Annotated in this window: 22 protein-coding genes; 14 read left to right on the top strand and 8 right to left on the bottom strand. The window is 47.7% G+C overall.

Annotation, left to right across the window (positions count from 1 at the left end):
* The first annotated feature begins 245 nt into the window (after positions 1 to 245).
* The 3 genes from IFU39_RS22130 (at position 246) to IFU39_RS22120 (ending at position 3,769) form a co-directional block, all read left to right on the top strand.
* Complete coding sequence (locus IFU39_RS22130) at positions 246 to 2,207, top strand: anaerobic ribonucleoside triphosphate reductase (protein WP_192134879.1); 1,962 nt, start codon at positions 246 to 248, stop codon at positions 2,205 to 2,207.
* On the top strand, positions 2,204 to 2,713 hold the full coding sequence (gene nrdG / locus IFU39_RS22125) for an anaerobic ribonucleoside-triphosphate reductase activating protein (protein ID WP_192134878.1): 510 nt from the start codon (positions 2,204 to 2,206) through the stop codon (positions 2,711 to 2,713). The genes IFU39_RS22130 and nrdG overlap by 4 nt, the downstream gene beginning before the upstream one ends.
* 216 nt (positions 2,714 to 2,929) lie before the next feature.
* Positions 2,930 to 3,769: a methyl-accepting chemotaxis protein gene (locus tag IFU39_RS22120; protein WP_091012735.1), complete on the top strand. Its 840-nt coding sequence runs from the start codon at positions 2,930 to 2,932 to the stop codon at positions 3,767 to 3,769.
* A gap of 151 nt (positions 3,770 to 3,920) precedes the next feature.
* On the opposite strand, the gene IFU39_RS22115 is transcribed toward IFU39_RS22120, so the two are convergent.
* On the bottom strand, positions 3,921 to 6,743 hold the full coding sequence (locus IFU39_RS22115) for a glycoside hydrolase family 3 C-terminal domain-containing protein (protein ID WP_192134877.1): 2,823 nt from the start codon (positions 6,741 to 6,743) through the stop codon (positions 3,921 to 3,923).
* Between the two features lie 372 nt (positions 6,744 to 7,115).
* On the opposite strand from IFU39_RS22115, the gene IFU39_RS22110 reads away from it, so the two are divergent.
* From IFU39_RS22110 to IFU39_RS22090, 5 genes are all read left to right on the top strand, one after another.
* Positions 7,116 to 8,660 (top strand): FAD-dependent oxidoreductase, encoded by a 1,545-nt coding sequence (locus tag IFU39_RS22110; protein WP_192134876.1) that lies wholly within the window; start codon positions 7,116 to 7,118, stop codon positions 8,658 to 8,660.
* A gap of 297 nt (positions 8,661 to 8,957) precedes the next feature.
* Positions 8,958 to 9,287, top strand: a complete 330-nt coding sequence (locus tag IFU39_RS22105) for a PadR family transcriptional regulator (RefSeq protein WP_036667851.1) — start codon at positions 8,958 to 8,960, stop codon at positions 9,285 to 9,287.
* Positions 9,280 to 9,873: an HAAS signaling domain-containing protein gene (locus IFU39_RS22100; RefSeq protein ID WP_192134875.1), complete on the top strand. Its 594-nt coding sequence runs from the start codon at positions 9,280 to 9,282 to the stop codon at positions 9,871 to 9,873. Before IFU39_RS22105 ends, IFU39_RS22100 begins: the two co-directional genes overlap by 8 nt.
* Positions 9,870 to 10,769, top strand: coding sequence for a DUF4097 family beta strand repeat-containing protein (locus tag IFU39_RS22095; RefSeq protein WP_192134874.1), 900 nt, complete (start codon positions 9,870 to 9,872; stop codon positions 10,767 to 10,769). The genes IFU39_RS22100 and IFU39_RS22095 overlap by 4 nt, the downstream gene beginning before the upstream one ends.
* 77 nt (positions 10,770 to 10,846) lie before the next feature.
* The gene (locus IFU39_RS22090; protein ID WP_017691809.1) at positions 10,847 to 11,566 is read left to right on the top strand and encodes a 3-ketoacyl-ACP reductase; all 720 of its coding nucleotides are present in this window, start codon (positions 10,847 to 10,849) and stop codon (positions 11,564 to 11,566) included.
* Between the two features lie 109 nt (positions 11,567 to 11,675).
* Here the strand turns inward: IFU39_RS22090 and IFU39_RS22085 are convergent, their stop codons facing one another.
* Positions 11,676 to 12,215, bottom strand: coding sequence for a helix-turn-helix domain-containing protein (locus IFU39_RS22085; RefSeq protein ID WP_017691808.1), 540 nt, complete (start codon positions 12,213 to 12,215; stop codon positions 11,676 to 11,678).
* 67 nt (positions 12,216 to 12,282) lie between these two features.
* On the bottom strand, positions 12,283 to 12,648 hold the full coding sequence (locus tag IFU39_RS22080) for a glyoxalase superfamily protein (RefSeq protein ID WP_192134872.1): 366 nt from the start codon (positions 12,646 to 12,648) through the stop codon (positions 12,283 to 12,285).
* A 228-nt stretch (positions 12,649 to 12,876) separates the two neighbouring features.
* Between IFU39_RS22080 and IFU39_RS22075 the strand changes: the two genes are divergently transcribed.
* The 5 genes from IFU39_RS22075 to IFU39_RS22055 all read left to right on the top strand — a co-directional run bounded on the left by IFU39_RS22075 (position 12,877) and on the right by IFU39_RS22055 (position 17,347).
* Positions 12,877 to 13,554: an alpha/beta hydrolase gene (locus tag IFU39_RS22075; RefSeq protein WP_192134870.1), complete on the top strand. Its 678-nt coding sequence runs from the start codon at positions 12,877 to 12,879 to the stop codon at positions 13,552 to 13,554.
* The gene (locus IFU39_RS22070; protein WP_192134868.1) at positions 13,551 to 14,321 is read left to right on the top strand and encodes a DODA-type extradiol aromatic ring-opening family dioxygenase; all 771 of its coding nucleotides are present in this window, start codon (positions 13,551 to 13,553) and stop codon (positions 14,319 to 14,321) included. Before IFU39_RS22075 ends, IFU39_RS22070 begins: the two co-directional genes overlap by 4 nt.
* Before the next feature lie 529 nt (positions 14,322 to 14,850).
* Positions 14,851 to 15,447, top strand: a complete 597-nt coding sequence (locus IFU39_RS22065; RefSeq protein WP_192134866.1) for an SMI1/KNR4 family protein — start codon at positions 14,851 to 14,853, stop codon at positions 15,445 to 15,447.
* 143 nt (positions 15,448 to 15,590) lie between these two features.
* A complete protein-coding gene (locus IFU39_RS22060) occupies positions 15,591 to 16,592 on the top strand; it encodes a cation diffusion facilitator family transporter (RefSeq protein WP_192134864.1) in 1,002 nt (333 codons plus the stop codon).
* Between the two features lie 254 nt (positions 16,593 to 16,846).
* Positions 16,847 to 17,347, top strand: coding sequence for a hypothetical protein (locus IFU39_RS22055; protein ID WP_149846833.1), 501 nt, complete (start codon positions 16,847 to 16,849; stop codon positions 17,345 to 17,347).
* A 300-nt stretch (positions 17,348 to 17,647) separates the two neighbouring features.
* Here the strand turns inward: IFU39_RS22055 and IFU39_RS22050 are convergent, their stop codons facing one another.
* From IFU39_RS22050 to IFU39_RS22035, 4 genes are read right to left on the bottom strand one after another with little or no spacing between them, the layout of a single operon-like run.
* Positions 17,648 to 18,721, bottom strand: coding sequence for an ABC transporter substrate-binding protein (locus IFU39_RS22050; RefSeq protein WP_105600247.1), 1,074 nt, complete (start codon positions 18,719 to 18,721; stop codon positions 17,648 to 17,650).
* Positions 18,718 to 19,527: an ABC transporter permease gene (locus IFU39_RS22045; protein WP_062836831.1), complete on the bottom strand. Its 810-nt coding sequence runs from the start codon at positions 19,525 to 19,527 to the stop codon at positions 18,718 to 18,720. The genes IFU39_RS22050 and IFU39_RS22045 overlap by 4 nt, the downstream gene beginning before the upstream one ends.
* Positions 19,502 to 20,335 (bottom strand): ABC transporter permease, encoded by an 834-nt coding sequence (locus tag IFU39_RS22040; RefSeq protein ID WP_091012714.1) that lies wholly within the window; start codon positions 20,333 to 20,335, stop codon positions 19,502 to 19,504. The genes IFU39_RS22045 and IFU39_RS22040 overlap by 26 nt, the downstream gene beginning before the upstream one ends.
* Positions 20,325 to 21,434, bottom strand: coding sequence for an ABC transporter ATP-binding protein (locus IFU39_RS22035; protein WP_036612848.1), 1,110 nt, complete (start codon positions 21,432 to 21,434; stop codon positions 20,325 to 20,327). Before IFU39_RS22035 ends, IFU39_RS22040 begins: the two co-directional genes overlap by 11 nt.
* Positions 21,435 to 21,689: 255 nt before the next feature.
* Here IFU39_RS22035 and IFU39_RS22030 point away from each other — a divergent pair, with 255 nt between their 5' ends.
* Positions 21,690 to 22,916 (top strand): MFS transporter, encoded by a 1,227-nt coding sequence (locus IFU39_RS22030; RefSeq protein ID WP_192134862.1) that lies wholly within the window; start codon positions 21,690 to 21,692, stop codon positions 22,914 to 22,916.
* A 63-nt stretch (positions 22,917 to 22,979) separates the two neighbouring features.
* On the opposite strand, the gene IFU39_RS22025 is transcribed toward IFU39_RS22030, so the two are convergent.
* Positions 22,980 to 23,444: an NUDIX hydrolase gene (locus tag IFU39_RS22025; protein ID WP_192134860.1), complete on the bottom strand. Its 465-nt coding sequence runs from the start codon at positions 23,442 to 23,444 to the stop codon at positions 22,980 to 22,982.
* Between the last annotated feature and the right edge of the window lie 58 nt (positions 23,445 to 23,502).

The following is a 23,502-nucleotide window of genomic DNA, read 5'->3' as shown; positions in this document are numbered from 1 at the left end:
TAAAGTCCATCTTGTCCGACTTCGTATAATTATCCTTGCAGGCAACTAGCAATTATACGCTTCTACTCAGACTTTGGGAACCTTTATCCGCAGCAATTAAAGGAAAGTCCATTTTGTTCTGTAAGCTGTGTGATCATTATCACACCCAAAAAACCACATATAGTTTATAAATGGATAATACGAATCTACATATAGTATTTAACGTGAATTGAATGATACCAAAATCATTTTAGGAGGAACCTTACATGAACATGCTTGAGTATGCCACTCCACCGGCATCCGATCCATTATCCGACCTGGGAAGACGAATTATTGGCGCAGAAGACGCCGATACGCTGAGGGAAAATGCAAATCTGAACGGGGACTCCTTCAGCGGTAAGATGAGCAGGCTCGGTTCGGAGACCGCCAAGTGGCATGCTCTGCGTCATGTGTTGCCGGAAGAGCTTGCCCAAGCTGTGGAGAACGGAGATCTGTATGTACACGATCTGGATCAGTATGCACTTGGAACGACCAACTGCATCTTTATCCCGTTTGACCGTCTCCTTGCTTCAGGTTTCAATACAGGCAACGGATCCGTTCGCACACCTCAGACGATCATGTCTGCAATGGCCCTGGTTGCGATCATCTTCCAATCCCAGCAGAACAGTCAATATGGCGGTGTATCGGCCAATAAGATTGACTGGGATCTGGCCCCTTATGTACAACGATCATTCCGCAAACATTATCGCAAAGGACAACGGCTCTTTGGTGAAAATGTTCTGATCGGGGATGAACAGGTTCATCTGGATAGCATCGAAGCGAAGAATCAATGTCCACGGGCATATGCCTTCGCCTATGAAGAGACTGAATTGGAGACAGGACAAGCTGCTGAATCACTGATTCATAACCTGAATACGATGAGCAGCCGGGCAGGTGGGCAGATTCCATTTACTTCACTGAACTATGGATTATGTACGTCAGCAGAAGGCCGGTTGGTATCACGCTCATTGCTGGAAGCAACCATTCGTGGCCTGGGCAACGGGGAGACTCCCGTGTTCCCTCAACATATTTTCCAATGTAAACAGGGGATCAATCAGGCTCAAGGTGAGCCGAACTATGATTTGTTCCGGCTCGCAGTCACCTGTTCATCCCGGCGGATGTATCCTAACTTTGTCAATGTGGATGCCTCTTTCAATCTGCCTTTCTATCGTCCGGAAGATCCGGATACGATCATCGCAACTATGGGATGCCGCACACGTACACTGGCTGACCGGTTTGGTCGCAATCGTCAAAGTGGTAAAGGTAACCTGTCCTTCAACACCATTAACCTCGTGAAGCTCGGCATCCGGTTTGGCATCTGCCAGGGCAACAGAGCGGTTGCTGATCGGGCGGGATTCTACACTGCACTGGAATCCGTGATGCAAAATGCTGCGCATGGTCTGTTGCATCGGTACCGTATCCAGACTGTTCAACCTGCTAAGGCGTCAGATTTCATGATGCGGGAGGGTGTATGGGAAGGCGGGGAGCAACTTGCTCCGAATGAACCCGTTGGGGATCTGCTCAAACATGGTACGTTATCCCTGGGTTTTATTGGCCTGGCAGAATGTATGACAGCTCTCTATGGACGCCATCATGGACAGGACCCTCATGTACACCGCGAAGCGCTCAACATTATTCGGACCATGAGAGAGTTCTGTGATCGGATGAGCGAGCAGCATAACTTGAATATCACACTGTTTGCCACACCTGCTGAAGGGTTGTCCGGCAAATTCACGAAGATCGACAGAGAGCGATACGGCCTCATTGCCGGGGTTAATGATCGTGAGTATTATACGAACTCATTCCATATCCCGGTATACCACACTCTTCCAGCTTATCGGAAGATTGAACTGGAGGCCCCATTCCACACTTTATGTAACGCGGGTGCGATCTCCTATGTGGAGCTTGACGGAAACGTTCGGGCCAACACCACAGCTTTCCTGCGAATTGTGCAGTATGCACTGGGGCAGGATATCGGCTATTTCTCCATTAATCATCCGATTGATCGCTGCCCTGCTTGTGGTTATGAAGGCGTCATTGGGGATGTATGCCCAGGCTGTGAAGCCCACGAGAACCATGTACACTTCCAGCGGTTACGCCGCGTAACTGGCTATCTGACCGGAGATTACAAAGTACGCTTCAATGCTGCGAAGCAGGCCGAAGTGCGGGATCGGGTGAAACACCGGTGAATCTATATGGTTACATTCCGGAATCGGTGAATGAAGGGACGGGTCTGCGTGCCGTGTTGTTCATCAGCGGATGTCGTCACGCCTGTCCGGGTTGCTTCAGTCCGGATTCATGGAGCTTTCGAGCGGGTGAGCCCTTTACAGAGGAGCGGCAGAAGCAGATTCTGCATGAAGTGACGACCCATCCGTTGCTGGATGGCGTTACGTTGTGTGGTGGTGATCCCTTTTTCTCGGCAGCAGAATGTACATCCTGGGTCCAGCAGCTCCGCGCTGCACGTCCTGATCTGACGGTATGGGCCTACACGGGATTTGAATATGAAGAATTGATCACCGACCCTGCGAGAGCAGAGCTTGCCCGGTTATGCGATGTGATTATTGACGGTCGATACGTTGAAGCGGAGCGTGATGTCTCTCTGCCCTTCCGCGGCAGTCGAAATCAACGATTGATTGATGTCAGTGCAACAATAGCCACTCAAACCATCGTTACAATGCAGCTCAGTATGCTGTAAACATTGGTTTTATTCCCCTCACCAACTAACAAGGCACGGGTCCCCAGCGGACTCGTGTCTTTTTGGCGTATAGCGGTCTGCTTTAAGAAATAGGATTTATCCATTCTCTCTATTTTCTTCTCTATTGCATGACGATATATTATATAGGTAGTTATTAAGTTAGCATTTAAAATTTAACCGTTTACATAAGGTAACCAGGGAGGAATCATCTTTTATATGGATATTGTTCAAGCATTGATTACATGTATGCCTTTCTTTCGAGATACGATTCGTCAGGATGTAACCCTCTCCGTTATTGATCATGAGAAATTCCTATATTTCTCAGCAGGGGAATCGTTAAAACAACTAAATTATCAACCCGGCGATCCTCTATTGGATGGAAATCGAAATTTTGCTGATCTCAACGGCGGTACAGTCAAACGATTCGATCACTACCCTAAAGATTTATTCGGGGTTCCTTTTGACGTGGCTTTTATCCCCATTAAAAATGAACAAGGTGAAGTCATCGCCCTGTTTAATCTGCTCTACAGTATGGATGACCAGGACCAGCTGCAACAACTCATGGATGTTACCGAAAATCTGACCAACCAGTTAATTGACAGTGTACAGCATGTAGCTGCCCACTCCGAGGAACTCAGTGCTACCACCGAAGAGATCCGGAACAACTCCAAACAAGCCGTACAGAAATCAGGAAATGTCACTCAGGTCGCCAGTTTCATACGTGAAATCTCCGAACAGACCAATCTGCTCGGCTTGAATGCAGCCATTGAAGCGGCTCGTGTAGGTGAAGCAGGTGCAGGTTTTGGCGTTGTTGCCAAAGAAATTCGCAAACTGTCTGTGGATACCAAGGAAGCCACGGCACGTATTGAAGATTCTCTTCTATCCGTTCGGCAATCCATTCAAGGCATGGAGAATGAACTGGGTGAGATCACTGCAAGCTCCCAAGAGCAGGCTGAACTCGTAAACAATTTCATGAGCACAATTGAGCAGCTGAATGAAACCAACAAACAATTGAAGCACTTTGTGCAAAAAATGATTACGTTTGACGGAAAATAAAATACGTGAGATGGCAAAGCATTTTGTATAATTCTAATGTTACCGCTCAGGATAAAAGAGTTGGACAGGAAGAAGCATCCTGATCCAACCAGCGTATAGACCAACAAAAGCCTCCGAATGCATTCGGAGGCTTTTTCATTAGCTATTCAACTTAACGAATCTCGAAGTGACTGATACGTACACCTGCCGACAGCACAATGTATACATCCTGCGCGCCTGATGCACCTGTGAGTTCTGCCTTCACGGTAGACCACTGCTGGGCTTCACCTTGTACCAGTTCCACACGTCCTGCGAGTGTACCATCCGGTGAGCCGAGTCGAACTTCCAACACAGCGCCTGCTTGTTCTGCGGAGACACGCGCTTCAATTGCTGCTGCCCCACTACCCAGATCGGCATCCTTGAAAGCAATCCATCCTTGCTCTCCAACTACACGGACAGCACTTCCGCCCTCTTTGCTCTCATCCAGATCAACACCCAGGTAAACATCATAATTCTCAGCACGAGTAGCCACACCCAGATTACGGGCAGGGATCGTCTCTCCTTCTACCGTCAGGTCTGCAACCAGCTGGACATCAGAGGATGACTTGGCAACCATGATGGAGTAAGTTCCACTTTCCACGACATACCGATCACGAGTTACATCCCAGATTGCCAGTTCCTGAACAGGCAAGGTGAAGCTGACTTTAGCTGTACCTCCCGCTTCAATATGAAGACGACGGAATCCTTTTAACGTTTTGAGTGGACGTTTCACCCGGGATTTGCCTGCACGAACGTACAACTGTACAACCTCGTCACTGGCAATTGAACCGGTATTGGTTACATCTACAGTTACCGTAACGCTGCCCTCTGTACCCACTTGAGCTGGGCTAAGTTCCAAATTGCTGTATTTAAACGTTGCATACGTCAGACCATGTCCAAACGGATACAATACATTACCTTCAAAATATTGATATGTCCGACCGGATTGAATGATATCGTAATCCTTGATGTCGGTCAGTTGATCTGCGGATTGTACCCATGTCATGTTCAGACGGCCGGCCGGCGCATAATCGCCATACAATACGTCAGCTACTGCGTTACCCAGTTCCTGTCCTGCGTGTGAAGTGTACAATACTGCCGGGATGTTCTCCTGAACCCAATTCGATGTGAACGGATAACTACCCACGATAACGACTACCGTGTTCGGGTTTGCGGCATAGACCGCCTCAACCAGACGTTGCTGGGATTCGGCCAGATCCAGACTTGGACGATCAATCTCTTCTTTCCCGTTTACAAGCGGATTATTACCGACAAAGACAATCGCCGTTTCCGCAACCTTGGCAGCTGCTACCGCTTCCTCCAGTCCATTCACAACCACATCCTGCTTGAACGTCTCTGTGGCACCGAAGGTTTTCAGTTCTTCGGACACCGCAAATGCATCGTTTCCACCATTAGGTGCAGTCACCGTTTTGCCATTCCAAGTGGTCAGACCTAAACTTCCGTCCTGTTGTGGCAACAGGTGGAATACTTCCTTCACGAACCAGCCGTACACTTCATCTGCGGAAGCCGTTACGGTCTCTTCATCTGTGGTCAGATATTTGCCGTTGCTTTCGGCCTGCAAGGTATAACTTCCGAAGCCCCAGTCGGACACCATAAACGTCTCCGCTTCTCCCGAAGCAACAACAGGTGATTTCTCACCATCTGCCAGTCCAATCTTCTTCCCATTGGCTACGGAAGTTAACGTAATGCGATCATTTCCATCCTTGAACGATACTTTATCGCTGCCTACTTTGCCACGGATCGCCTCAAGCGGGGATACGTTATACGGCATGGTGCCTGCATACCAGTCACGATAGACCGTTCCACCCAATTGACCAATCACAGCCACTTTACCAGCTTTTGTTTTGTCCAGTGGGAGCGTGCCTTTGTCGTTTTTGAGCAATACTACTTGTTCTCTCGCGGCTCTGAGGGACAATTCTTTTGCTTTCTCCGTCATCATGGACTCTTCACCAATAGCAGCGTACGGGTTGCCTTCTTCCGGATCGAACTCACCCAGGCGGAAACGCACACGGAACGTATTAAACAACGCCTTGTCGATGTCATCCATCGTGAGTGTACCTTGTTCCAATCCTTCACGCAGTGCCTGTTTGGACAGATCAGCATCATCGGTGATGCTATCAATTCCTGCCTTCACAGACTCTACCGTACCTGGTGTGTGGGAATCATAGTATTTATGATCATTCTTGATGCCCATGACGTCGCCTGCATCACTGACAACGAAACCATCCATGCCCCATTCGCCTTTGACAATCTCGTTCACAAATGGATGCAACAACGCTGGCGTACCATTAATGGAGTTGTACGCAGTCATCATGGACTGTGCGCCGCCTTCCTTAAATGGCTTCTCGAACGCTTTAAGATAATATTCACGCATGTTGCGCGGATCAATGCTGGACGAACCGCTTCCACGATCCACTTCGTTATTATTCGCAAGGAAATGCTTCAAGGTAGCGACTGCTTTGTAATACTTCGGATGGTCGCCCTGAATTCCTTTGACCAATGCTGTTGTCAGCTCGGCTGTCAGTTCCGGATCCTCACCATACGCCTCTTCATTCCGTCCCCAGCGCGGGTCACGTTCCATATCCACTGTAGGTGCCCACAGCGTAAGACCGTTCACTGCCGGATTGCGTTTATAAAATACACGTGCCTCGTCTCCGAGAACGGAGCCAATCTCCTTCATCAGATCCGCATCCCATGTGCACGCTAGCCCCACCGGTTGTGGGAAGGATGTCGCTTCTCCAAGCCAGGCTAGGCCGTGTGCCGCTTCTGTACCGTGTTTGTATGCAGGCACACCCAGGCGGTCTACTGCTGGCTGATATTGCAGCATGGATTCAATTTTTTCATCTTCCGTCAAGCGGGATACAAGATCTTTCACGCGTAAGTCTAACTCTAGTGCTGTATCTTGAAACGGATATTTCGTTTGGTTGGTCGTCATATGGAATCTCCTTTGGTTATCGGTAGTTAATTAAAATGATAGCGAATACATATCTAACAAAAAATCGGGGGTTAATTCTGATGAAATATTTCTTTTTTTGAATAGATTAACCCTTTTATAATCAACGTTTACAGGTGTAAAACTTGATCTCATTTTTAAAACCTAAAACGATTTCGGTAATCTTATCATAAAGCATGTTTAGCAAAAAAAACAGAGGTTCTGCGCAGGAAATTGTGAACATCCCCTCTGCAAAATCTGAACAGCACCGTTTTTTCCTGGCATAGTCTGGCAATCATGGATAAGAGTACAACGATGTGCACTGAACGATAAGCGAATCAACCGAATGGAGATAAATAAGGAGGAGGAAGAAAAATGAGCGACAATCAGCAGTCCAAGACGGGTCTGCCCCCGGTCCCCGAATCGCTGTGGCGTGCTACGCATCAATTCGATGCCTATCCGAAACTGACCGAAGATATCACCGCTGATGTAGCGATTATTGGTGCCGGTATTGCCGGCATTACTACAGCCTATTTGCTGGCGCAGACGGGTATGCGTGTGGTCGTACTAGAGGCTGGAAAAGTGTTGGATGGCACGACCGGTCACACCACGGCTAAGGTATCTGTACAACACGGCGTCATATTTGATGAAATTATGCATCACTTCGGACAAGAACAGGCTCGGATGTACTATGAAGGCAATGCCGATGCCGCGAAGTGGATGCGCAATCTGGTGAAGGAAAAACAGATTGATTGCCAGTGGGCAGAGGAAGATGCCTACGTCTACATTCAATCGGAGGAAAACATCAAAAAACTGGAGATCGAGCTGACCGCCTATAACAAACTCAATATCCCTGGTGAGTGGGTAGACCCACTCCCTATTCCAGTTCCCGCTAGGGCAGGTATTCGCATGCTAGGTCAGGCACGCTTTGATCCGTTGGCCTATCTGCACTACTTGCTCGATTCCGCTGTGAAACAAGGGGTACAGATCTACGAGCATACGACAGTTACGGATGTAGAAGAAGACGCTTCACTGCATGTACGAACCTACGGCGATGGACCATCTGTAACGGCTGAACATGTCGTCGTAGCTTCTCATTTTCCCGTCTACGATCCCGGATTTTATTTCACACGATTACACGCCGAACGATCCTACGCTGTATTAGTCGAACCGGAGAAACCCTATGCGGGCGGCATGTACATCTCGGACGATACACCGTACCGCTCCTTGCGTACCGTCTTACATGACGGTAAGGAACTTATCCTCTTTGGCGGCGAAAATCACAAAACCGGACAAGGTATCTGCACCTTCGGTCATTATGAACGCCTGGAGCAGTTTGCAGCGGAGACATTTGGTATCCGCAACATTCCTTTTCGCTGGTCAGCCCAGGATCTGATCTCCATTGACAAGGTGCCTTACATTGGACCGATTACCGGAAGACATGAAAATGTTTATGTCGCGACTGGATTTGCCAAATGGGGAATGACGACGGGTACAATGGCAGGACACCTTCTTGCGGATCGCATCACTGGACGTGACAACCCTCATGCTGCTATATTCGATCCGGCAAGATTCAAAGCTGATCCGGGCATGAAGCACTTTATTGTGGAAAATGTGAATGTAGCCAAGGAATTAATCTCCGGTAAAGTAGGTATTGTTCACAAAAAGGTTAGCGATATTGGTGAAGATGAAGGAGCCGTCGTTCGTCATAATGGTAAGCGGGCTGGCGCCTACAAGGACACCAGTGGCAAGCTGTTTCTGGTGGATACCACCTGCACCCATCTGGGTTGCGAAGTCGAATGGAACGAGGGCGAGCGTTCGTGGGATTGCCCATGTCATGGTTCCCGCTTCGATTATGCAGGCCATGTCATTGAGGGCCCTGCTGTGGAAGACCTTAAAGTTCTGGATGCACAAGAATAACCCACATTTAGCGATTAACCTGTAAACCTAAAGGAACAAAAGTTCATCTCACAGACCGGATCGGAATCCGCCTTCAGACGGAAGTAACCGATCCGGTTTTTGCGTATGCTGAATTATAGCTAAACAGGTAGCTTCAGCAAAGCATCCGTATTAAACGAACTTATTATCGATCAATCGTGATACGGAACTATTTTAAAGTCACTACCTTGCATTAAACAGTACTGGATGCTATGATGAATTCACCACTACTGAACAATATACAATAGCGATAAATGAAGCTACGAAGGAGGAACCTGTGTGAATGTGAACATCCAGTTCAAAAAAGGAGTATTAGAGCTGTGCGTCCTGGTATTAATTAACCGCCAGGATCGGTATGGCTACGAACTGGCTCAGGCGGTCTCCAAACATATCGAAGTTGCTGAAGGTGCACTGTATCCCTTGCTGCGCCGGCTTGTGAATGACGGTTACTGCACCACCTACCTGCAAGAATCAAGCGAAGGACCGCCGCGCAAGTATTACCGACTATCCGATACAGGTCGCGACTACATGACGGCACTGACGACAGAATGGAATGAATTTGTGCGCAATGTCGCAAATCTGATTGAGGAAGGAATCCCCAATGAATAGACAACAATTTATGAAAGCCATGGAAATTCATCTACGGCCGATGGACCCATTCGAACGGGCTGAGTTGCTCGCCGACTATGATCAACATTTCGAGCTTGGACTACGAGAAGGCAGGCTGGAAGAAGAGATCGCTCGGGAACTCGGGCAGCCGGAAGAAATCGCCAAGGAAGCACTCGGTGATCGTTATGACATTCATACGCCGGGTTCAGATGCGTTCTATGCACCGACGTATCGCGAGATGCGGTCACCCAGAAACAACACCAGAGCCACTCGCAAATTTTTCACAGCCATCGGCCTGTTATTCCTGAATCTGATCCTTGGCATTCCTCTTGGTCTCATGATGTGGTCGGTATGGCTTGTTATTGCCAGCCTTTCCTTGCTGGTAGTGGCTCCTGTAGCAGCAGTTGTGGACTTTGTATTCCTGGGCCAACTCGATAAACCGGAGATTTTCGTTGCGATTGGCGCTTTCGGTGTCGGCATTTTGTTTGCCATCGCATCGAAGTATGTCTTTAGAACCTTCAAAATCGTTACTCTTCAATATATTAGTTGGAATAAAAACACGATGAAAGGAGATGTTTCCGCATGAGCACTAAAAAATGGCTTGCTCTCGCCGTGATATGTATCGGAATAGGTTTACTCGGGACATCCATCTATGGCGTTCAGTTCGGGGATGAACGGGAGCATTATTCCAAACGATGGGATTTCAAAGCAGATGAATTGCAGAACATTATCATGAATGCTAATTTCAGTGCAGATATTGAATTTGTTGTAAGCCCGAATTCGAATGGTTATATCGAAGTGGATGGAAAATGGGACCCTGCTGTAGTCAAAAGCTTCGAACAGGCCACCTTATCCAACGACACATTCCAACTGGCGCAGACAGAACGTGAACGATTGCAATTTTTCACCTTGTACTGGAATGATCAAGACTCCACAATAACCGTTGCCTTGCCTGAAGGACACCAGTTAAATGAGGTTAAGCTGGACTCCTCTTCAAGTGACTGGGATCTGACAGGTCTAAATGCCAAACAGCTTGAGCTGAATAATACCTCAGGTTCCATACGTCTGGAAAACATCAAGGCGTCCAATATTGAATTGGTTCTAACTTCGGGTGACATTAACGCTTCCATGATTGATGGAGACATGACCGTGAAACAGACATCCGGAAGCTTCACGGCAGATCAGATTGCCGGTCAAGTAAACAGTAGGATTAAATCAGGAGATATTGAGATTACTGAATTAAACGGCGCAGCTGATGTTCAATTCACTTCGGGTAGCATTCATATTGAACAGTCCCATTCCGCCCCGATTAATGCGTCTGGAACATCAGGAGACATTTTCATTCAAGCTGCACCTGATTTTGACGGAATCTACGACGCTAAGGCTACTTCCGGAAGTGTCGATGTACCTGAATCGCCAATGGTAAGCCGGGAAATGATCAAGGCCCGTACCTCCTCTGGCAGCATCGAGATTACCAAATAGTGATGAAGCAAATTTCCGAACTGTGGGTAATATAGTATAATCAAATGCCAGTCCAATTCTAAGGAGGAATTATCCACATGGAACTTAAAAATAAAACAGCTATCATTACAGGTGCCGGTAAAGGCATCGGTCGTGCCATCGCTGAAGCACTTGCCAAAGAAGGAGTACACCTCGGCCTTATCGCTCGCACCGCTTCCGATCTTCAGGCTCTGCAGCAGTCTCTTAGTCAAGAATACGGTGTGAAAGTAACCAGTGCTGTGGCAGATATCTCGGATCGCACACAGGCGGAAGCCGCTGTAGCAGCCATTGAGATGGAACTCGGCGCGGTGGATATTCTTATCAATAATGCGGGGATCGGAAAGTTCGGGACGTTCATGGAGATGGAGCCCGAAGAGTGGGAGCGCATTCTGCATGTTAACGTTATGGGTACATATTACGTTACACGCGCTGTCCTTCCAAGCATGATCAAGGAAAGTAGCGGCAGCATTATCAATATTGCTTCCACTGCAGGTGAACGCGGATTCGCTACAGGTTCGGCATACTGTGCATCCAAGTTTGCGCTACTCGGCATGACCGAATCTCTGATGCAGGAAGTGCGCAAGTCCAACATTCGTGTGACCGCACTGACTCCAAGCACCGTTAATACGGAGCTTGCGACCAATGCCGGACTGAAAATTGGCGACGAAGATCGCATGATGCAAGCCGAAGATGTAGCTGAACTTGCACTCGCAACGCTCAAGCTGTCCGACCGTGTCTTTGTCAAAGCAGCAGGCATCTGGACGACTAATCCACAATAGACAGTATGCTTCTGATCTTTTCAGTTCGTTAGAAATATAAAAGGACGTTTCCCATTGTACATGTATGCAGGTTCGCATGTTCATAACTTGGGAGCCGTCCTTTTTTATTCTATAAATGATCCAAACCCAATTCTTTGGACACCGCAATGAGTACCACCGCAGGCTCCTCACCGATATTGGTCACTTCATGAGGCACTATTGCATTCCAGGTAAACGAATCACCCACTTCAAGAACTTCCACATCTTCGCATTGCTCCGCACGAATCTTGCCTTGCAACACCAGATGGCTTTCCTCCCCGGCATGTTTGCTTACCCCGGTCGATGCACCTGGCGGCAACTCCACAATGGACATACGCATCGCACCTTTGGCTGTAAGCTGCTGCACTTTGATCTGTCCGCTTCCGGCCGTTGTTTCTTTGCGCTCGTTCTTGCGTACCACGTTCATCCGTTGCTCTGGTGTCAGCAGCAAATAAGGAAGTGGCACTTCCAGATAATCCGCAATACTTTCAAGCGTAGCAATGGAAGGTGACGTTTTGTTATTTTCTACGTTGCTGATAAAACCTTTGGACAACCCCGTGCCCTCGCACATCTGCATGATCGTAATCTGTTTCTGTTTGCGGATCGTACGAATAGCCAAGCCAATATCCATATTGCGTCCCTCCCCTTCTATTGATCTATATAAGACACCAGACGTAAGCTTAGCTACTTCAGGTTGTCTATTCGGCGCTTGCCTCAACAAATATAATCCGATTACCAAACGGATCTGTCACGGTCATTTCTCTTGATTGCCAAGGGGTCTCCTCTATACCAGGTCTCGCATTTTTGTACTCTTTCTGACGAAGTACACCATGGAATGTATCCAAGTTATCAGTTTCCACGCGCAAGGCAGCTCCAGGTGTACAATCTCCATGATGTTCGGATAAATGAATCACGATGGAATCGAGCGAAACCTGCATATATAAGGGCATATCCGGTTCAAAGCGATGTTCCCAATCCAATTGAAACCCTAGATATTCAAGGTAGAACTCTCTAGCTTTATTTTCATCAAATATTCTCAAAATAGGCACGATACTTTTTAACATCCTGATCACGTCCTTGGGAATAAAATATGAACCATGCGCAGCGGCTTATCTATTAACTGTTTTTAACTTTTTTTTATAAACAACATATATTCATCATACAAAAAAAGTATTGACCCTACAATGAAACCATGATAAATTTTGTTCATAAATAAGAATAATTATTTCATATTGGTGAACTTTATTGTCAGAACGATATATTAACTCATTCCTCATCAGGTGGTGTTTTCAATGAATTCTCCTTATATACATGAAGTCCGATTACCGTCTCATTACAATCCAGATCAACGTTATCCTGTGATTTTCGCCTTACATGGCATGGGATCGGATGAACAGGATATGCTTCGTTTGATGGAGCCCCTTCAGTCTGATTTTATTATTGTTGCCATCCGTGGACCTATCGTTCAGGGTGGAGGTTATGCTTATTTTCAGATCAAAAGCATTGGAAATCCCATCCGTGAATTATATGATGCCTCCGTGCAGGGACTGCAACAGTTGATTGTTGATCTGTCTGCCCAATATGCGATTGATCCCACGCGGCGTTACATCGCCGGATTCAGCCAGGGCGCCATTATGGCAATGACCCTATCACTGATCATGGGAGAGGCCATTAAAGGCATAGTAGCGATGAGTGGGTACATCCCGCAATTTGTGAAAGACGAGTACAAGCTGCAACCCGATTCGGAGCTGTCTGTGTTCATCTCACATGGGGATCAGGATCATCTATTCCCGCTGCAACTGGGCGAAGATAACGCCAATTTCTTCCGTCAACATACGAATCACGTCACATATGTACCTTACAACGGTGGGCATCAAGTGACCCCCGATCTATATCAACAATTCCAACAATGGCTTCGGACGGATGCAAATCTGACTACCGAAGACCCGAAAGGACTGAATTCAAAATGATGCCATCCCTGTTTGTTGCTCACGGTGCCCCATCACTGGCACTGGAGGAGAATGCGTACACCGAATTCTTGCAGAAACTTGGACGGGAACTGCCAAAACCCAAAGCAATCGTGTTGTTCTCTGCTCACTGGGAATCCACAACTCAGCTTGTATCCTCGGTAGCCAACTATGAGACCATTTATGATTTCGGCGGTTTCCAGCCCGAGCTGTATCAGATCAAGTATCCGGCTCAAGGACAGGCAGAGACCACAGCCGAGGTGGAGCGTTTATTTGCAGAAGCCGGGATTGCGGTACAGACAGATGACGTCCGTGGCCTGGATCATGGCGCATGGGTCGTTCTGCGCCTGCTCTACCCGGATGCGGATATCCCCGTGGTTGCTCTGTCTGTGAATCGCTATCTGACAGGTGAGCAGCAATATCAGGTCGGACAGGCACTCGCTTCCTTGCGTGAGCAAGACATTCTCGTCATTGGCAGCGGCGGAACCGTCCACAATCTGCGTCGATTGAACTGGGAAAGTAACGGCGTTGACCCGTGGGCATCGGAGTTCGACAACTGGCTGCATGACAAGCTGGTGAGTTGGGATACGGAGTCTCTCTTCTCCTATGATAAACTGGCACCTTCAGCTCAAGCGGCCGTGCCTACCCCGGAGCATTTTGTACCGCTGTTACTCGCCATGGGCGCAGGTGATCAGAACAAGCGGGCATCGCTCCTGTTCAAAGCCTATCAGTATGGCAACCTGAGCTTGTCCTGTTGGAAGTTTGATTAAAGAGGACGATGTGAAATGAAATAAGAATATTAACACTCGCTACTCCGATGACAGAACAACCTTCCGATCGCTGTTATCCCCAGATTTTTTTATTTACTTTATATAAAGGTGAAAATCTGGGGATAAGCGTATGCTTCCGATGTAGCTTTCTTGCAGAAAGCTTTTAGGCGAACACTTCGCTTCTTCAGGTTTTTTCTGTCCTCTACGTTTTCATGTAAAAAGCTAGTTTCATTTATATAGTTGATAAATAAGTAAGCGTGGTTTACAGGGATTGCCCCTGTAAACCACGCTTTATTTGTTGTTAGGAGCGACTTTCATGAAGATTGTAGATGTTGATTGGGATGGAGCCGGGTGTGCTGATTATGCAACAACCGCCTTTAAATAATGAGACCATTGTAGTATGTAAGCAAGGACTCCGGTTTCTTGTGTGCTTTTTCGGATTATAACTATAATATGAGGTGAAATCAGGCACAGTTTGCTCGTATAACAGTCACCATATTATCTGAATAGTTCATAGGGAGGGAATTGCATGCCAGAACAGCGTATATATGAATTGATGGATGAACTTGATGTTTTACTAGAAGAGAAGGTACAAGATGAGGAAAACCGGGAGCTTCTGGAGGCATATCGCCAGTTTGAAGGTGTGACGGATGAGCAGCTTGACGCATTCGAGCGGGAACATGGCATTCGTTTGCCTGCTGATTTTCGTGCGTTTTATAAACGTAAAGATGGGAGCGGTTATGGCTTTCACGTCTTGTATCCAAGCCTTGAGGACGGACGGGAAACTGAGCCATTTTATCTGTTGTCCCTGGAAAGGATTCAAAAGGAGCAATCCACGCTGGTGGAGAACCGCATGGATGATTATTTTACCGAAGAAGAGATCGGAGAACTGGATCCCCGAATCAAACCCTACCTTTTTCAGAAAAAATGGGTTACGTTTGGCATGCTCGGAGGTGGATCACTGTATCTGATGTTCGACTTTGATCCGACAGAAGAAGGTACGTACGGGCAGATTATTATGTACATACATGATCCGGATTTTGTATATTATGTCGCTGGGACGTTTACGGAACTATTGGAACAGTCCAATCGGAATTTACGTGCCTTGGAGGCCATCGAGTACTGAAATGCGCATGATGATATGACCTTTTTTGCATAATGCTGGGATATGTCAAAGCGGTTATAATAACATTTAGTGGAAATGCACATGCTGTATAGATAAACTGCCTTTTCTACACCTAATACATTGATCTGGGAGGAACATACGAAGTGGCTGAACAACCGAAGTCTGAGAGCTTTATGTCTCTCGTCAAAAAAGGAAACACATCCTCCGCCGTAGCGATGGCTGGTAATGCTGTTCTTGCTGTGTGCAAAGGGGGAGCCTTCCTATTCAGTGGCAGTGGTGCCATGTTCGCTTCGGCGATGCATTCACTCGCTGATGCCATTAACCAAGGGTTTGTCTTTGTCGGAAGTGTGTTGTCCGAGAAAAAACCTACACGCCGCTTCCCGACCGGATTCGGACGGGTCATTAACATTTTCTGCATGATCGCCGTGATTGTTGTTACCATTATGGCGTATGAAACGATCCATGAAGGCATCCATCTGTTGCAGCATCCTGTTGGTCATACCGGCGGTCTCTGGATTAATATCGGAGTACTTGTTCTGAACATTGTCATTGACGGAGCCATTCTGATCAAAGCGATGAAGGAAATCCTAAAAGAAGCACGGGCACCCAAAGCCGCCGGATTTGCCTTGGTCCCTGCTGCGATCAAAAATGTAGGCCGTGCTGCGCCGCCAACCCGTCTCGTATTCTACGAGGATGTTGTCGCTGTACTGGGTGCCACGCTCGCATTGATCTCTGTCGTGGTCATTGCCTTGACCAATTTTGCACTGCTTGATGGCATTGTAACCACGATTATTGGATGTTTGATGATCGCTGTAGCCTTCCGTGTCGGTTACGATAATATGATCGGATTGATCGGTGTTGCGGCTCCGCAGGATATTGAGGACAAAGTGTCCCAAACCATTCTGGCAGACACACACGTTGCCGATATTCAGATGATGCGTATCATTCAGGAAGGCCGTTATTATCATGTGGAAGGTCTGATTGAACTGACCAAAGGACTCAGCCTCGCCGATGCAGATGACATCAAGTTCCGTATTCAGGAGAAACTGATGACAAACCCCGACATCGCCGACGCTGCCATCTCCATTATTGAGGATGACGGCGTGAACAGCTGGGGCAAGAAACATTCGGATGTGATGAAATAATAAGCTTCATTTTTGATAAAAAGAATGACAGAACCCACTCTCAACAGAGTGGGTTTTTAGCCTGTTCAACTATACACTCATCTACAGAGAGGTATTTGCCCAAAATGCTTACCTAGACTTTGGTCTAGGTAAACTTTAACTCCAAAGACGGAGGATAGACTTTTCCAGTTCATGGTATGCTGTGAATAACGAAAGTAATTGCTCTACATACAGCCGTTCGGAAAATTGATTTTGTATTGAGAAGGAGAGATATTATGGCTAAACGTACGATCTTTGCGCCTGTTCTCATTTTGCTGGGCGTGTACCTGATTCTGAACCAGGGAGGTTCACTCGGTCCGGGTACGATCTTTGCGACCTTCTGGCCCACGTTATTCGTGATTCCACTAGGACTGTTCTTCCACTGGCTCTACTTCTCCATGATTGGCAGAGGGGTTGGACTTCTGGTTCCTGGTGGGTTGCTACTCACGGTTGGTATCGTCTGTCAGATCGCCATGCTGTTTAACAACTGGGGTACGATGTGGCCGGGCTTCATTCTGGCTGTAGCTGTTGGTTTGTTCGAATTGTATTGGTTCGGTGGTCGGAACAAATGGTTGCTGATCCCCATCAACATTCTAACGGTGATATCGTTGCTGTTCTTCGCTGTGATGTCGATTGGCACGATGTTAAGTAGCTTGAGCTTTATCCAGCCTTTTGTAGCGATTGTGCTGATTATGGGTGGGGCGTGGATCATGGTGGGTCGCAAAAAGCGTATGTAACCCTTTATTCGTTTCCACTTGATCACTGCGGTGACAGAACAACTTCGGATCGCTGTTATCCCCGGATTTTTTTGAATCCCATCTGAAATGGGAAATCCGGTGATAAAGGCGAACGCTTTGCTTCCTTCGTTTGTTCTGTCCCCTCCGTTAACGTGTGCACGAAAAAAACATAACCTACGCTATTGCTCCAAAGCAGGTAATAAAAAAGGGTTGCTGCTCGTCATTCAATTGAAATGACGAGCAGCAACCCTTTTTGTCTTTTTTTGCAAATCTAACGAACTGTGCACACGTTATTGGCGGTTATTTGCTATGCATTTTAAACTCCAGGAACAGGTCGTTATAATGCGAGAGCATTTTTTTGCCCAGATTATCGTAAACCTCCAGCTTGCCTGTCAGTGCCTCGTCTGGATAAAAGCGCTCATCCTCCGAGATGTCCTCTGGCAGCAGTTTAAGCGCCTCGGCGTTTGGCGTGGAATACCCGACATACTCCGCATTCCGGGCCGCATGGTCCGGGTCCAGCATGAAGTTGATAAACTGATGTGCCCCTTCAATATTACTCGCCGTCTTCGGAATAACCATGTTATCGAACCAGAGGTTCGAGCCTTCTTCCGGCACCATATAATCCAGCTTGTCGTTCTCATCCATAATCTCGGACGCATCCCCGGACCATACGAGCCCAACGGCTGCTTCCTCATTCGCGAGCAACATCTTGATCTCGTCTCCGACAATTGCTCTGACGTTTGGCGTCAATGTAGACAGCTTCTTCAGCGCTTCTTGCAAATGGTCTTCGTTGGTATCGTTCAGGGAATATCCGAGACTGTTCAATCCCATCCCAATGACTTCGCGTGCGCCATCAAGGAGCAGGATTTGGTTTTTCAGACGCGGGTCCCACAGGTCGTTCCAGCTATCAAACGTTAATCCATCCACCAGCTCAGGATTGTACACAACCCCCACCGTTCCCCAGAAATACGGGATGGAATACTTGTTGCCTTCATCAAAGGACAAGTCCATGAACCGTGGATCAATGTTATCCAGATGGGTTAATTTGCTATGATCGAGTGGAACGAGCAGGTCTTCTTCTTTCATTTTGCTAATCGCATATTCAGAAGGAATCGCCACATCAAACGTGGTTCCGCCCTGCTCAATTTTGGTCAGCATGGCTTCATTGGAATCAAACGTCTGATAGATGACCTTAATGCCTGTCTCGTCCTCAAACTCCTTGAGCAGATCCGGGTCGATATAATCGCCCCAGTTATAGATAGTCAGTGTGTTGCCGCCAGAATACCCCTGACTCTTGTTCAGATACGAAGCCAGGATCATCAGGGCAAACGCGGCCACAAAAACAAGCGCAAATGTCCGTACCAGTTGCTTCATGGTCGCAGCCCCTTTCCTCCGGGAGGTATCCGTGTTGCACGGCGGTTAATGAAGTAATATCCGACTACCAGCAGCACCGTGAGCAGGAATAACAGGGTAGACAAAGCATTGATAGATAACGAAACGCCCTGCCTTGCTCTGGAGTATATCTCTACCGAGAGTGTGGAGTATCCATTACCCGTGACAAAGAATGTTACTGCAAAATCATCGAGCGAGTACGTCAAGGCCATGAAAAATCCGGCAAAAATACCTGGTTTCACGTATGGCAGCACCACACGCGTCAGAATCTGCCATGAACCAGCGCCCAGATCGCGTGCCGCATCCATCAGTGTTGGACTCATCTCCTGCAGCTTTGGTAGCACCATGATCACGACAATGGGCACACTGAATGCAATATGAGACAGCAGCACCGAAGTGAAGCCCAGTTTGATACCAATCATGGTGAACAAAATCAGGAATGACGCACCAATGATGACATCCGGACTAACGATCAGCACGTTATTAAGTGACAGCAACGTGTTCTTGGTCCGTTTGCGACGCACATGGTAGATCGCCAGTGCTCCTGCTACACCGAGGATCGTTGAAATCGCTGATGACAGGAGCGCAATGATAAATGTATTCAGCACAATGATGAGGAGCCGTGTATCGGCGAACACCTCTCTGTACCATTCAAGTGTGAATCCTTCGAAGCTGCGCATGTGACCGCCGCTGTTGAAGGAATAGAAGATCAGATACGCAATCGGTGCGTACAGAATGGCGAATACAACGGCCAGATAGACGTTAGACAGCTTTCCGTTTCTTCCCATTACGCACCTCCTTCTTGCCTGATCCAGTCAGGAACATAATAATCGCCATCGCAATAATCAAAAAGACGGCAATCGTTGAACCCATCCCCCAGTCCTGGGTGACGAGAAAATGCTGTTCAATCGCTGTTCCCAGCGTAATTACACGGTTTCCCGCAATCAGGCGGGTAATCATGAACAGAGACAGCGCAGGAATAAATACAGCCTGACAGCCTGATTTCACACCGCTAATCGTCAGCGGAAAGATCACCCGGCGGAATGTTAGCCACGATGAGGCCCCCAGATCACGCGCCGCATAGATCAACGATGGGTTCATCTGTTCCAGCGCATTGAAGATCGGCAGAATCATGAATGGAATGAAGATGTACACCGAGACAAAGATAAAACTGAAGTCGGTGAACAAAATCTGCTGTGTACCAATACCCACGACTTCAAGCAGGGAGTTGGTCAGACCATACGTTCCGAACAGGCCAATGAAGGCATACGCTTTTAGCAAAAGATTGATCCAGCTTGGCAGAATGATCAGCAGCAACCACAGCTGCTTGTGCTTCGTCCGGGTCAGCATATACGCCGTCGGGTAGGAGATCAGCAACGAGAAGGCCGTAATCAGAAATGCATACCAGAACGAACTGAGCGTCATCTGCAAGTACACCGGTGTAAAGAACCGGGCGTAGTTGCCAAACGTGAAGTTACCCTCCACATCGAAGAATGAATAATAGATGACCAGCAGAACCGGCGCCACAACAAACAACACCATCCATAATACATATGGAATCAGATACGCATTGCGTGTGCTGGCCTTAGTCTGCATGAGCGGCCTCTTGGTAGGCTTCGAGTCGTTTGTCGAACTCTTCTTCGGTCTCGTTAAAGCGCATGACGTGTACAGCTTCTGGGTCAAAATAGAGTCCAATCCGCGCACCAACAACGGCTTTCTTCGTTGAATGAACCAACCACTCATTGCCAGCATCATCGTACGTGGATATCTCGTAATGCACCCCGCGGAATAACTGGGAGTCCACGTTAACCTTGAGCTTACCTTGGTCTTCGGTTGTAATCTCCAGATCCTCTGGGCGAATGACAATCTCTACCGGCTCGTCCCGCTGGAGACCCTGATCGACGCACTCATGCTGTGCGCCGGCAAACTCCACCACAAAGTCCTGCTTCATTTTGCCCGATACAATGTTCGATTCACCGATAAAATCTGCTACAAAGCGGTTAATTGGCTCATCATAGATATCATTCGGTGTACCACTTTGTTGAATCACGCCACCATTGAGGACAAAAATCTCGTCGGACATCGCCAAGGCTTCTTCCTGATCATGCGTAACAAAGATAAACGTAATACCCAACCGCTGTTGCAGCTCCCGCAGCTCGTACTGCATCTCAGTCCGTAGCTTCAGATCGAGTGCCGAGAGCGGCTCGTCCAGTAGCAGAATTTCAGGTTCGTTCACAATTGCACGTGCAATCGCAACACGTTGTCGTTGTCCGCCGGACATTTCGCCAATTTCCCGGTTTTCATACCCGGACAGATTGACAAACTTGAGGGCTTCCAACACTTTGCTGCGAATTTCAGCCGTTTTCATCTTTTTGATCCGCAAACCAAAGGCTACGTTCTCAAATACATTCAAATGTGGAAATAACGCATAATCCTGAAATACGGTATTCACCTGCCGCTGATGGGCAGGCACTCGGTTGATGAGCGCACCGTTAAAATAAATACTGCCCTGTGTCGGCTCCGCAAAACCGGCAATCAGCCGCAATATCGTTGTTTTCCCGCAGCCCGATGGCCCGAGAAGCGTATAAAATTTACCCCGCTCAATCTCAAAGCTGACCGCCTTCAATACGGCTTCATCCTGATCGTATTGCTGAGTCACCGCTTCGAAGCGGATAATCGGTTGTTGTTCTGACATGCCTCACATCGCCCCCTTATACTTGAGGTACCTCTTCATTCTGTACACTTTCGTTCAAGCATCCTTATAGATAACCCATCTATTATATATGATTCAGGTATATCCGCAATGGTTTTGATGTAAACACCACGTGTCATTTCTTCTTATTTTCATAAATCCTGCATACATTACGGGTATATGTCGATATCTACGCATTCCTTTGGGAAGTGAAGCACGTTTGGGATTCCATTTTATGTGTGAAAGGAGTCTTGGCTCTTGGATATTCGTCGTAACCTGCCCTTGCTGATGACCATTTGTTTCCTGAGTCAGATGGGCGGATTCATGATCCTGCCTCTGTTCCCTTTGTTTATTGAGGAATTCGGCCTGTCCGGCTGGATGATGGGGGTTATTTTTGCTCTTTTTTATGTGGGGAAAGTGATTGGTGGCATTCCTGCTGCGGCAATTTATAGGAAACTCGGGGGTAAACGTGCTCTCATCCTCATGCTGTTACTGCTCGCTGTCTGCATGGGTGGCTTCGCTCTGTCTTCTGCTGCGGTGTTGTTCGGCCTGCTCCGACTGCTGCAAGGGCTCGCTTCCACCGGGCTTACCGTGGTCGTGCGTTCTATCATAGGAGATGGAGGCAATGTGGAGAACCGCGGACTGTACAATGGGTATATCAGCAGTAGTGAGGGTGGCGGTATGGTGCTCGGTCCGGTCATCAGTGGCTGGCTCGCGCTGCACTGGCCCCTGTCGGTTCCTTTTTTGCTTGTTACATTATGTTGTCTGATGGCTGTGGTCGCTGCGATGGGGATGAAGACGACGGCACCTCCTTTACCTTCAACAACTTCTGATGCACTGCATACGCAAGGTACGGATATCTCCCAATCCAATCAAGATCCCGACTCAACATCGATTGGCCCAACTACAGAGCTCACTCAGCGTCAACAGCTTCTCGGCTACGGTACAGTACATTTTCTGGAGATGAGCGCCTATGCGGTATTCCTCACCTATTTTGCACTGTATGCAGCTCACATCATGCATTGGGACCCCTTTGCAACCAGTCTCGCCTTCACCGTATCCGGGATTTCTACGCTTGCCGCTGCTCCCTTTGTCGGTTATCTCTCTGACCGGTTAGGCGATCGTCTGTTACTATGTATGCTCGGCATGTTCCTGATTGGAATCGAAGTTGTTGTATTTCTAAGCACGTCCTCCCATCTATGGGTCTACGTTGGTATGCTGATTGGAGGGGTTGGCGGGGCATGTTACATGGATTCGTTCTTTGCTCATATCGGTGATCATATCCCCGATGAGAGTCGAAGCTCCGTCATAGGCAAAATTGTCTCTGCGGCTGAGATCGGCTCCATTATATCCCCACTGGTTGCAGCACTGCTTATGGAAGTTGGATCGCTTTACTCCGTGTTTGTGTTCAATCTGGTGCTGATTGCTGCTGCCATTGTAGTTCAGGCTGTGATGCGGAGTCAGTACAGGACAAGACGACTGTAAATGCAAAAGGGAGATGTCCCACAAGTCATGAACATGACGGAGGACACCCCTTCATTGGCATAATTATTTTCCTAACAATGTTGCGATGTGCACTGCATTTTCTTGGATTTTACTTTTTAGATAAGGGTCAGTCCTGTCAGGTAATTCGGTTGGTTTGTAAAACTTTGCTTCAAGAACTTCCACCCCATCTGGCTTCAATTCTCCCTCATACTCCGTGCAAACATAACCAATGACCACATTGTAGTATTCATGCCCGTTTCTTAATTTCGTATATAACTCTTTTCCTGAGAAGACGCCATACAGATGAAGTTTCTTAATCTCTATCCCAATCTCTTCTCTGACCTCTCGTATTGCAGACTCTTCCACCGATTCGCCGAGCTCCATAAATCCACCCGGTAGTCCCCAAGTGTCATCCAGATGTCGAACCAATAGAATCTCACCCGTCTTATTCAAGATCAAAATACTCGGTCTTACCAAAATAACAGGAGCATTACCAACCATTCCTCGCAACGTTCCAATGTAACCCATGGATTGTTCCCTCCCTTATGTGAAGCCATGACCTCATTATAGGCATGTTATATATTTC

This window comes from Paenibacillus sp. CFBP 13594 (assembly GCF_014842675.1).
In the GTDB taxonomy this organism is placed as follows: Bacteria; Bacillota; Bacilli; order Paenibacillales; family Paenibacillaceae; genus Paenibacillus; species Paenibacillus amylolyticus_B.
The sequence above is the reverse complement of the archived record's forward strand: the minus strand, read 5'-3'. Positions and strand labels throughout refer to the sequence as shown.